Raw genomic sequence first — 12,303 nt, forward strand, 5'->3', positions numbered from 1 at the left:
ACAACGTCTGAAACCCTTAACAATCTTGCAATAAGCCTTAATCTGGTCGACCTTGTAGTTAGTATTAATTACGAAGCGTGAAAAAAATCGCATTCGTGCATATCTCATACACAGTGAAGTGATTGACCATGCTGATCCCCTCCAAATTAAGTCGTCCAGTTCGTCTGGAAAATACAGTGGTCCGCGACCGGCTGTTGATGAAATTATCGACCGCTAATAACTATCGGCTGGCGCTAATAACCAGCCCGGCGGGTTATGGGAAAACCACACTGATTTCTCAGTGGGCGGCAGGGAAAAATGAGCTAGGTTGGTACTCTCTGGATGAGGGTGATAACCAACAAGAAAGATTCGCCAGCTATTTGATAGCGGCTATTCAACAAGCAACATCTGGTCATTGTGTGACCAGCGAAGTGATGGTGCAAAAACGCCAATACTCAAGCCTGACAGCATTATTCGCACAGCTCTTTATTGAAATGGTGGAATGGCATCGCCCACTATTTTTAGTGATTGATGATTACCATCTCATTACTAACCCTGTAATTCATGAAGCTATGCGCTTTTTCATTCGCCACCAGCCAGAAAATATGACGCTGGTCGTGTTGTCGCGCAATTTGCCACAGCTGGGTATCGCCAATTTACGCGTGCGCGATCAGCTGCTTGAAATTGGTAGCCAGCAACTCGCGTTTACCCATCCGGAAGCGAAGCAATTCTTTGACCATCGGCTCAATTCTCCACTCGAACATACCGACAGCAACAGCTTGTGTGATGATGTTGCGGGCTGGGCAACCGCGCTGCAATTAATTGCGCTTTCCGCACGCCAAAACAGCAACTCATCGGCGCATCACTCTGCGCGTCGTCTTTCGGGCATTAATGCCAGCCACTTATCCGACTATCTGGCCGATGAAGTGCTGGATAATGTCGATGCGCAAACGCGTAACTTCCTGCTGCGTAGCTCAGTCCTGCGTTCGATGAACGATGCATTGATTGTGCGCGTCACGGGCGAAGAAAACGGCCAGATGCGCCTTGAAGAGACTGAGCGGCAAGGATTGTTTATCCAACGCATGGATGACAGCGGCGAATGGTTCCGTTTCCATCCGCTGTTTGGCAATTTCCTGCGCCAGCGTTGCCAGTGGGAACTGGCGACAGAACTTCCGGATATTCATCGCGCCGCCGCAGAAAGCTGGATGGCGCAGGGTTTCCCAAGCGAAGCTATTCACCATGCCCTTGCCGCAGGCGACGCCACCCTGCTGCGCGACATCTTGCTGCATCATGCCTGGGCACTGTTTAATCACAGCGAACTCACATTGCTGGAAGAGTCGTTAAAAGCACTACCGTGGGAAAGCCTGCTGGAAAACCCAAAACTTGTTTTGCTTCAGGCGTGGCTGATGCAAAGCCAACATCGCTACAGCGAAGTGAACACTCTTCTGGCGCGTGCTGAACAAGAAATGAATGTCGTGATGGATGATGTCATGCACGGCGAATTTAATGCCTTGCGCGCCCAGGTTGCCATTAATGACGGCAACCCTGAAGAAGCAGAACGCCTCGCAATGATTGCTCTCGACATGCTGCCGCTGGCTAGTTTCTACAGCCGCATTGTCGCAACTTCAGTTCACGGCGAAGTGCTGCACTGCAAAGGCGAGCTCACCAAATCGTTATCTGTTATGCAGCAAACTGAGCAGATGGCGCGCCGCCACGATATGTGGCATTACGCGTTATGGGGCTTATGTCAGCAGAGCGAAATCTTACTGGCACAAGGCTTCCTTCAGTCTGCCTGGGAATCGCAAGAGAAAGCCTTTGCGCTTATTGAAGAGCAACATCTTGAGCAGCTCCCGCTGCATGAGTTTTTACTGCGTATTCGCGCGCAATTGCTTTGGGCGTGGTCGCGCCTGGATGAAGCTGAAGCAACCACACGCATGGGTCTGGAAGTGCTTTCAGGCTATCAGCCACAACAGCAATTACAGTGCATGGCGTTGTTAGTGCAATGTTCATTGGCACGAGGCGACCTGGACAATGCGCGTAATCACCTGAACCGACTTGAAAACTTGCTGGGCAATGGTGCATTCCATAGCGACTGGGTTTCCAACGCCGACAAAGTGCGGGTGATTTACTGGCAAATGACGGGCGATAAAAAATCTGCTGCCAATTGGCTACGCCTGACGCCGAAACCAGAATTCGCCAACAACCATTTCCTACAAAGCCAGTGGCGTAACATCGCTCGCGCGCAAATTTTGCTGAGTGAATTCGAACCCGCCGAAATGGTGCTCGAAGAGTTAAACGAAAATGCGCGCAGCCTGCGCCTGATGAGCGACCTTAACCGCAACCTGTTACTGCTAAACCAGCTTTACTGGCAGGCCGGGCGTAAAAGCGATGCACAACGTGTGTTGCTCGAAGCGCTGGCGCTGGCTAACCGCACCGGGTTTATCAGCCATTTTGTGATTGAAGGCGAAGCCATGGCGCAGCAGTTGCGCCAGTTAATTCAACTCAACACACTGCCTGAGCTGGATCAACACCGCGCGCAGCGCATTTTGCGTGAAATTAACCAGCATCACCGCCATAAGTTCGCCCATTTTGATGAGAACTTTGTTAACCGTTTACTGACGCACCCTGAAGTGCCGGAGCTTATTCGTACCAGTCCACTGACTCAGCGCGAATGGCAGGTTTTAGGGTTGATTTATTCAGGCTACAGCAATGAGCAAATCGCCGGCGAGCTGGATGTTGCGGCCACGACGATTAAAACGCACATTCGTAATTTGTATCAGAAACTGGGTGTCGCGCACCGCCAGGATGCGGTGCAGCATGCGCAGAAGTTATTGAAGATGATGGGTTACGGGGTTTAACTTTCTGAAATAAAACTAGCGGATGAAGCTAATGCTTATCCGCACTATTGGAAAGGTGGTTGTAGGGTGGATAAACGCAAGCGTCATCCACCGCTAGTTTTAAGACGCCAGCGATAACTTCGCCTTAGCGCCCCGCTTTCCCAGCCACTGTGCCACTCGCGCCTGTTGTTCTTCGCTTAACCACATACCCAATTTGGTACGACGCCAGATGGCATCATCAACGCCACGCACCCACTCATGCTCAACCAAGTAACGCAATTCGGCCTCATAAAACTCATGCCCGAAATCTTCACCTAAATCACTGATGCTGGTAGCTCTGCCCAGAATCAAATCACTGTTGCTACCGTAAGTACGTGAGTAACGGCGTGCCAGGCTTTCGGTCAGGAACGGGTAACGGCGGCGCAACTGCGCGGCGTAATCATCACGGTCGCCATTGATATCGCCACCCGGCAATGTGCAGCCTTTGGTCCATGCTGGCCCCATTTTCGGGTAATAACCTTTCAGCTTCTCCAGCGCGTGTTCCGCAAGTTTACGATACGTGGTGAGCTTACCGCCAAACACAGACAACAGTGGGGCTTTACCCTGCTCGTCATGGATATCAAGCGTGTAGTCACGCGTAATAGCTTGCGGTGAATCAGACTCATCATCACACAGCGGTCGCACGCCAGAGTATGTCCAAACAATGTCCTCGCGGCTCAGTGTCTTTTTAAAGTGCGCGTTATACGCATTCAGCAGGTAATTAATTTCATTGTCATCGATGTGAACATCTTTCGGGTCGCCCTTATATTCAACATCGGTGGTGCCAATAATCGAAAACTCATCCATCCACGGGATCACAAACACAATGCGCTTATCTTCGTTTTGCAGAATGTAAGCCTGCTTCTGGTTGTGCACGCGTGGTACGACGATATGGCTGCCTTTGATCAGGCGGATGCCATATGGCGAAGGCAACTGGAGGCCATCGTCAAAGAAGTTCTTCACCCAAGGGCCGGTAGCATTGACCAGGCCACGAGCGCGCCAGGTAAAGGTTTCGCCAGTATCAATGTCCTGCGCTTCGACAATCCAGTGGCCGTTTTCACGGCGAGCACTAGTGGCACGGGTGCGGGTTTTCACTTCGCCACCTTCACGCGTCACCATCTGCGCGTTCGCTAACACCAGGCGGGCATCGTCTACCCAACAGTCAGAATATTCGAAACCGCGCACAATATTAGGTTTCAGGACAGAATCTGCGCCAAAACGCAAACTGGTGGACGCAGGTAAACTGGTACGTTTACCTAAATGGTCGTACATAAACAGGCCAATTCGAATCATCCACGCCGGGCGCAGATGCGGGCGATGTGGCAAACGAAAGCGCATCGGAAAGGCAATATGCGGTGCCATATTGAGCAGCACTTCGCGCTCGGCTAATGCTTCACTCACCAGGCGAAACTCATAATGCTCCAGGTAGCGCAGGCCACCATGAATCAATTTCGAGCTATTCGATGATGTGGCACTGGCCAGATCCTGCGCTTCAAGCATCAACACGGATAAACCACGGCCTGCGGCGTCAGCGGCGATACCTGCCCCGTTAATTCCTCCGCCAATCACAATCAGATCTTTAGTTTCCATGTTGCCCTCACACGCTTTCGTTAAAGTTCAAATATGTTCGTTATCGCTCATACTAGCAAGAGTACGCGCGGTTTGTAACGAAAAAAAAACATTACTGCGTGATATGGATAACATAATGACGTTAATATACTCGAGCTACTTCAAGATGCAGGTAGGCGGCAAACGAATGAATCCCGATGAGCTTACTGTAGTAAGTGATTCGGGTGAATGAGGGCAGCCAACAACCCTGCAACTTGAAGGGCGACGGGTATATCAGCGGCCAGAGGGCAGATTCCCTTAATATAGCGCAAGGCAATTCAATAAAATGACGAGCAAAACCATGGAAACTTTTGAGTGTATTGGTGTGGAAGAAGCGCACCAGAAGTTGCAGCAAAAACACGCTGTGTTAGTGGATATCCGCGATCCACAAAGCTTTGCGATGGGCCATACGCCGGGCGCGTTCCATCTGACTAACGACCGCCTTGTCGCTTTTATGCAGCAAACCGATTTTGAAACCCCTGTCATGGTGATGTGCTATCACGGCAACAGCAGTAAAGGTGCGGCGCAGTATTTGCTGCAACAAGGATACGATCAGGTGTACAGCGTCGATGGTGGTTTTGACGCATGGCATCGTCATTTCCCGGCTGAAGTCGAACACGGCGCGTCTTAAATTGTTGTGCGACTGCCTTACCCTAAATAATTCGAACTGCATCAAGGCGGCAAGGGAATGAATCCCGATGAGCTTACTTTAGTAAGTGATTTGGGTGAATGAGTGCAGCCAACAAAGATGCAGTTTGAAGTATGACGGGTATACTCATTTCTTTTGTATGGATTTAACTGAAACCTTATGATCATGATTACCTCGTTTGCCAACCCGCGAGTCGCGCAGGCATTTGTCGACTATATGGCGACGCAGGGGATTATCCTCACGATTCAACGGCATGAACAAAGCGATATCTGGTTGGCGAATGACAGCCAGGAATCGCGCGTTCGTACTGAGCTTGAACAATTCCTCGCCAATCCTGGTGATTCACGTTATCTGGCCGCAAGCTGGAATACCGGCCACACTGGCAGCGGCTTGCAGTATCAACGCTATCCGTTCCTCGCTACGATTACGCAGAAAGCTGGTCCCTTCACAATGGTGATCATGGCCGCCTGTGTGCTGGTCTACCTGATGATGCAAGTGATGGGTGACCGTGCGGTTATGGTCTGGTTAGCGTGGCCGTACAAAGACAGTTTGCACTATGAATTGTGGCGCTATTTCAGCCATGCTTTGATGCACTTTTCTATTATGCATATCGCGTTTAACTTACTGTGGTGGTGGTACCTCGGCGGCCCGGTGGAAAAGCGCCTCGGCAGCGGAAAACTCATCACATTGACGTTGATTTCGGCTTTATTGAGCGGTTTCGTACAGGCTAAATTTGGTGGCCCGTTGTTTGGTGGTTTGTCCGGTGTGGTTTACGCGCTGATGGGTTATGTCTGGCTGCGCGGTGAACGCGACCCGGACAGCGGCATCTATATGCAGCGCGGCCTGTTAGGCTTTGCAGTACTGTGGATTGTGATAGGATTTTTCGATGTTTTAGGAATGTCTATCGCCAACGCTGCACACATCACCGGCCTGGTTGTTGGGCTTGCGATGGCGCTGGTTGATACAATGCATGCGCGAAAACGAACATAGCATTTCAGGAGAATAAAACAGCGTGAAGCAAACACAACGTCATGATGCGATTGTCGAACTGGTTAAAAAACAAGGCTATGTCAGCACAGAAGAGCTGGTTGAACAGTTTGAAGTGAGTCCACAAACCATTCGCCGTGATCTGAACGATCTCGCCGAGCAGAATCTGATCATGCGCCATCACGGTGGCGCAGCACTACCTTCAAGTTCGGTGAATACGCCGTGGCATGACCGTAAAGCGACTCAGACAGCGGAAAAAGAGCGTATCGCCCAGAAAGTCGCCAGTCAGATCCCTAACGGTGCCACGCTATTTATTGATATCGGCACCACGCCGGAAGCCGTCGCGCATGCGTTGTTGAATCACAGCAATTTGCGCATAGTCACCAATAACCTGAACGTGGCGAACACGCTGAAGGTAAAAGAGGACTTCCGCATTATTCTCGCCGGGGGCGAATTACGCAGCCGTGACGGTGGAATTATCGGTGAAGCGACGCTCGATTTTATCTCTCAGTTCAGGCTGGATTTCGGCATTCTGGGGATCAGCGGCATTGACGGTGACGGCTCATTGCTGGAGTTTGATTACCACGAAGTTCGCACCAAACGCGCCATCATTGAAAACTCTCGCTGCGTGATGTTGGTTGTAGACCACTCTAAGTTTGGCCGTAATGCGATGGTGAATCTTGGCAGTATTAGCCTGGTTGATGCGGTTTACACCGATGTGATGCCGCCTGCGGGCGTGATGCAGGTGATTGCTGAGAACAATGTGCAACTGGAGTTGTGCTGAAATTTGCGTGGGAACAACCCTCACCCCGGCCCTCTCCCTGAGGGAGAGGGGGAATACCGGGCTAGTCCCCTCGCCCCTTTGGGGAGAGGGTTAGGGTGAGGGGAATAATTACAATCTCACCGGCTTAATATGCCAAATCTCATCGGCGTATTCCTGAATTGTCCTGTCGGATGAGAAATACCCCATGTTGGCAATATTGTGCATCGTGCGGATCGTCCATTCTTCCGGTTGGCGATACAGCTCATCTACCCTGTCCTGGCAATCCACATAGCTGCGGTAATCTGCCAGCACCTGATAGTGGTCACCAAAGTTAATCAGTGAGTCCAGCAGGTCGCGGTAGCGCGTCGGTTCGCCAGGACTAAACGTACCCGTACCGATTTGCGTCAACACCTGGTGCAGCTCTTCATCTTTTTCATAGTATTCGCGCGGCTGATAGCCTTTACGCCGTAGCGTTTCGACCTCTTCCGCCGTATTACCAAAGATAAAGATATTATCCGCCCCCACATGCTCCAGCATTTCGACGTTTGCCCCATCAAGCGTGCCGATAGTCAGCGCGCCGTTCAGGCCAAACTTCATATTACTGGTGCCGGAAGCCTCAGTTCCCGCCAGAGAGATCTGCTCGGAGAGATCCGCCGCCGGGATAATGATCTGTGCAAGGCTTACGCTGTAGTTCGGGATAAACACCACTTTCAGGCGATCTTTCACCACCGGATCGTTGTTGATCACCGTCGCCACATCATTGATGAGGTGAATGATGTGTTTTGCCATGTAATACGCTGACGCCGCTTTACCTGCGAAGATATTCACGCGCGGCACCCAATCGGCTGTCGGATCTGCCTTAATGCGGTTATAGCGTGTAATCACGTGCAGCACATTCATCAGCTGGCGTTTGTACTCGTGAATACGTTTGATTTGCACATCAAACAGCGCATTCGGATTCACCACCACATTGAGCTGCTGGCCGATGTAACTTGCCAGACGCTTCTTGTTGGCAAGCTTCGCCTTACGCACATCCTGATGCACCGTTGGGTAATCAATATGCTGTTTCAGGTCGTTCAACTGGCTGAGATCGGTACGCCAGGTGCGGCCAATATTTTCATCCAGCACTTCTGAAAGCGGTGGGTTAGCCAAAGCCAGCCAGCGGCGCGGGGTCACGCCATTGGTTTTATTACAAAAACGCATCGGGAAGATGGCAGCAAAATCAGCAAATAACGACTGAACCATCAGGTTGGAGTGCAGTTCAGAAACGCCATTCACTTTGTGACTTACTACCACTGCAAGCCATGCCATACGCACTTTACGGCCATTGGATTCATCAATAATCGAAGTGCGCCCCAGCAGAGCGGTATCGTTTGGATGCTGCTCCTGCAAAGTTTTCAGGAAGTAGTCGTTAATCTCGAAGATTATCTGCAAATGGCGCGGCAGAATTTTGCCCAGCATATCTACCGGCCAGGTTTCCAGCGCCTCGCTCATCAGAGTGTGGTTGGTATAGGAGAATGCCTGGCAGCAAACTTCAAACGCATCTTCCCAGCTGAACTTATGCTCGTCGATTAACAAACGCATCAGCTCAGGAATCGCTAATACCGGATGTGTGTCGTTGAGGTGAATGGCGATTTTATCCGCCAGATTGTCATAGGTTTTATGGAGCTGGAAATGACGGCTGAGAATGTCCTGCACCGTTGACGACACCAGGAAATACTCCTGACGCAGACGCAGTTCGCGGCCTGAATAGGTCGAGTCATCCGGGTAGAGCACGCGCGACACGTTTTCCGAATGGTTTTTATCTTCTACCGCTGCGAAATAATCGCCCTGGTTAAACTTACCCAGATTGATTTCGCTACTGGCTTGCGCATTCCACAAACGCAGCGTGTTTGTTGCATCGGTATCGTAGCCAGGGATTATCTGGTCATACGCGACCGCAAGAATTTCTTCAGTTTCTACCCAACGGAATTTTTTGGCTTCAAGCTGTACGCGCCCACCAAAGCGCACTTTGTAGCGTGTGTTGTGGCGCTTGAACTCCCACGGGTTACCGTACTCGAGCCAGTAATCCGGCGACTCTTTCTGGCGGCCATCAACGATATTTTGTTTAAACATACCGTAATCGTAGCGAATGCCGTAACCACGGCCAGGCAAGCCCAGTGTTGCTAATGAATCGAGGAAACAGGCGGCGAGACGACCGAGCCCGCCATTGCCGAGGCCGGGGTCGTTCTCTTCGTCAATCAACTCTTCAAGATCCAGCCCCATTTCTTCCAGCGCATTTTTGACATCATCATAAATACCCAATGACAGCAGTGCGTTGGAGAGCGTGCGGCCAATCAAAAACTCCATCGACAGATAGTAAACCTGGCGAACTTCCTGGGATAGCTGAGCACGGTTAGAACGCAGCCAGCGCTCTACCAACCTGTCACGAACCGCAAACAACGTGGCGTTTAGCCACTCATGTTTGTTCGCAATGGCAGGGTCTTTGCCCACCGTAAACATCAGTTTATAGGCGATTGAGTGCTTTAGAGCCTCAATACTGAGCGTTGGTGAAGCATAAGAAAAGGGTGCGTTCATATCAGTGATTCCTGGTGGATGGCTACAGCAAACGTTGGTACAGATCGCGGTAGGAATGCGCCGCTACCTGCCAGCTAAAATCCATGCCCATTGCCTGACGTTGAACAAATCGCCACAGCGAAGGGCGAGACCACAACACGAAGGCACGTCTAATCGCTCTTAACAGCGACCAGGCATTACTGTCTTCAAACACGAATCCACTGGCGATACCGTCAGCCAGGTTTTCCAGCGAGCTGTCAGACACGGTATCTGCAAGCCCGCCTGTACGCCGCACCAATGGCAATGTGCCGTACTTCAGGCCATACAATTGCGTTAAACCACAAGGTTCAAAACGACTCGGTACCAGAATGACATCTGCCCCGCCTATAATGCGGTGCGAGAAAGCTTCGTGATAACCAATTTGGACACCCACCTGCCCTGGATGTTCTGCCGCCGCCGCAAGGAATCCTTCCTGCATCACCGAATCACCCGCGCCCAGTAATGCCAGTTGCCCACCTTGCTCGAGTAACCCCGGCAACGCTTCCAGCACCAAATCCAGGCCTTTCTGGCTGGTTAAACGGCTAACGACTGCAAACAGCGGCGCTTTATCGTTAACCTTAAGTCCCATCGCCACCTGCAGTTGGCGTTTGTTCTCAGCCTTTTCCTCAAGCGTGTCGCGGGTATAGCGAGAAGCCAGAAGCAAGTCATGAGCCGGGTCCCAAATTTTCTCATCCACGCCGTTAAGAATGCCGGACAGCCGACCCTCGCGGTGGCGCTGGCGCAACAGCCCTTCCATTCCGTAGGCAAATTGCGGTTCGGTTATCTCGCGGGCATAAGTCGGGCTGACCGCCGTAATATGATCAGCATAGTAAAGGCCAGCTTTCAAGTACGAAATTTGACCATTGAACTCCAGGCCGTTCATGTCATAGAACGACCAGGGCAGATCAATTTCATTCATATGATGGGCATAAAACAGCCCCTGGTACGCCAGGTTGTGGACGGTAAATACCGACTTTGCCGGGCGACCACGCGCTTCCAGGTACGCAGGTACCAGGCCCGCATGCCAGTCATGCGCATGCACGATATCCGGGCGCCAGAAGGGGTCCAGACCACATGCCATCTCAGCACCAACCCAACCTAACAATGCAAAACGCAGCACGTTGTCGGTGTAAGCGAACTGATTGGTATCGTGATATGGGCTGCCGGGGCGTTCGTATAAATGTGGAGCGTCAATGAGGTAAATCCCCACGCCGTTGAAGTGGCCATATAACAAAGTCATATGACCCGCGAAGGTGTCGCGGTGTGCAACAACCTGTGCATCAACAATGCCACGACGAATATCAGGGAAAGCAGGCAGCAGGACTCGCGTCTCCACCCCGCCTGCAATTTGTGCCGCCGGTAACGCGCCAAGCACATCTGCCAGACCACCCGTTTTCAGCAGTGGAAACATTTCAGAACATACATGTAAGACCTGCATTATCGCTCCCGTATGGAAAGTCGCAGCGCTCTCATCAAGTAAAAATCAGGAGCGCCAAACGATAAAACTTCACCGTGCAGCCCTTGCTGCACGGTGATCAATCCTTTAAAACTTAACCAGGCAGCTTGGCCAGCATTTCACGGGTGACAAGCACAATGCCTTCTTCAGAACGATAGAAACGGCGTGCATCTTCTTCGGCGTTTTCCCCGACGACCATCCCTTCAGGAATGACACAGGCGCGGTCGATAATGCAACGGCGCAAACGGCAGGAACGCCCGACGACGACATCCGGCAACAATACTGACGAATCAATATTGCAAAACGAGTTAACGCGCACGCGTGGGAACAGCACCGACTGAACCACCACCGAGCCCGAAATAATGCAGCCACCAGAAACCAGTGAGTTCAGCGTCATGCCGTGGCTGCCGGAGCGGTCTTGCACAAACTTCGCCGGAGGCAACGGTTCCATATGCGTGCGGATTGGCCAATCCCGGTCGTACATATCCAGCTCTGGCGTTACCGAAGCGAGGTCGAGGTTGGCTTTCCAGTAGGCTTCAAGCGTCCCCACATCACGCCAGTAGGGTTCGGCATCCGGGTCTGACTGCACGCAAGAAAGTGGGAATGGGTGGGCGAAGGCCGAGCCGGATTTCATGACGTACGGAATGATATCTTTCCCGAAATCGTGGCTTGAGTTTTCGTCCTTGTCGTCGGCTTCCAGCAGTTCGTAGAGGTAATCTGCATCGAACACGTAGATACCCATACTGGCGAGCGCTTTACTGTCGTCACCAGGCATAGACGGTGGGTTAGCTGGTTTCTCAACGAACTCGATTATTTTCTCTTCGTTATCAACCGCCATCACGCCAAATGCTGAGGCTTCATGGATCGGAACTGGCATACAGGCCACGGTACAACGCGCACCTTTTTCCACATGGTCAATCAACATGCGCGAGTAATCTTGCTTGTAGATATGGTCACCCGCGAGGATAACCACATACTCCGCTTTGTAGCGGCGGATAATATCGAGGTTTTGCGTGACAGCATCGGCGGTGCCGCGATACCAGTTTTCACCATGCACACGTTGCTGCGCCGGGAGCAAATCGACAAACTCGTTCATCTCTTCGCTGAAGAATGACCAGCCGCGCTGAATATGCTGTATCAACGTGTGAGACTGATATTGCGTAATCACGCCAATACGGCGAATACCTGAGTTAATGCAATTCGACAGCGCAAAATCAATAATACGGAACTTGCCACCAAAGTGGACAGCAGGCTTGGCGCGCGTTGAGGTCAAATCTTTCAATCGGGTACCGCGCCCACCAGCCAGAATCAGGGCTACAGATTTATTTGGCAGTTGTCTTGCCAACATCAGAGGATCGTTCTTATCAAGCCTAACCATGACTGACTCCTT

The 12,303-nt window shown here is 51.5% G+C and carries 8 protein-coding genes; 4 read left to right on the top strand and 4 right to left on the bottom strand.

Annotated features, from left to right (window positions below; all coding sequences use genetic code 11):
* Positions 1 to 128: 128 nt before the first annotated feature.
* Positions 129 to 2,837: an HTH-type transcriptional regulator MalT gene (gene malT / locus EDF88_RS15495; RefSeq protein WP_064514365.1), complete on the top strand. Its 2,709-nt coding sequence runs from the start codon at positions 129 to 131 to the stop codon at positions 2,835 to 2,837.
* Between the two features lie 99 nt (positions 2,838 to 2,936).
* Here malT and glpD read toward each other — a convergent pair whose 3' ends face one another.
* Positions 2,937 to 4,445, bottom strand: a complete 1,509-nt coding sequence (gene glpD / locus EDF88_RS15500; RefSeq protein ID WP_064514367.1) for a glycerol-3-phosphate dehydrogenase — start codon at positions 4,443 to 4,445, stop codon at positions 2,937 to 2,939.
* Between the two features lie 319 nt (positions 4,446 to 4,764).
* Here glpD and glpE point away from each other — a divergent pair, with 319 nt between their 5' ends.
* From glpE to EDF88_RS15515, 3 genes are all read left to right on the top strand, one after another.
* Positions 4,765 to 5,094: a thiosulfate sulfurtransferase GlpE gene (gene glpE, locus EDF88_RS15505; RefSeq protein ID WP_134186019.1), complete on the top strand. Its 330-nt coding sequence runs from the start codon at positions 4,765 to 4,767 to the stop codon at positions 5,092 to 5,094.
* A 177-nt stretch (positions 5,095 to 5,271) separates the two neighbouring features.
* Entirely contained in the window at positions 5,272 to 6,102 is an 831-nt protein-coding gene (gene glpG / locus EDF88_RS15510) for a rhomboid family intramembrane serine protease GlpG (RefSeq protein ID WP_064561166.1), read from the top strand.
* A gap of 22 nt (positions 6,103 to 6,124) precedes the next feature.
* Positions 6,125 to 6,883, top strand: coding sequence for a DeoR/GlpR family transcriptional regulator (locus EDF88_RS15515; RefSeq protein ID WP_134185680.1), 759 nt, complete (start codon positions 6,125 to 6,127; stop codon positions 6,881 to 6,883).
* Between the two features lie 108 nt (positions 6,884 to 6,991).
* Here EDF88_RS15515 and glgP read toward each other — a convergent pair whose 3' ends face one another.
* From glgP to glgC, 3 genes are all read right to left on the bottom strand, one after another.
* Complete coding sequence (glgP, locus tag EDF88_RS15520) at positions 6,992 to 9,439, bottom strand: glycogen phosphorylase (RefSeq protein WP_064514373.1); 2,448 nt, start codon at positions 9,437 to 9,439, stop codon at positions 6,992 to 6,994.
* Positions 9,440 to 9,461: 22 nt separating this feature from the next.
* On the bottom strand, positions 9,462 to 10,895 hold the full coding sequence (glgA, locus tag EDF88_RS15525) for a glycogen synthase GlgA (RefSeq protein ID WP_134185682.1): 1,434 nt from the start codon (positions 10,893 to 10,895) through the stop codon (positions 9,462 to 9,464).
* Positions 10,896 to 11,007: 112 nt separating this feature from the next.
* Positions 11,008 to 12,291 carry a glucose-1-phosphate adenylyltransferase gene (glgC, locus tag EDF88_RS15530; protein ID WP_134185684.1) on the bottom strand — a complete coding sequence of 428 codons (1,284 nt, stop codon included), beginning with the start codon at positions 12,289 to 12,291 and terminating at the stop codon, positions 11,008 to 11,010.
* Between the last annotated feature and the right edge of the window lie 12 nt (positions 12,292 to 12,303).

Source organism: Buttiauxella sp. BIGb0552 (assembly GCF_004366275.1).
Lineage (GTDB): Bacteria > Pseudomonadota > Gammaproteobacteria > Enterobacterales > Enterobacteriaceae > Buttiauxella > Buttiauxella gaviniae.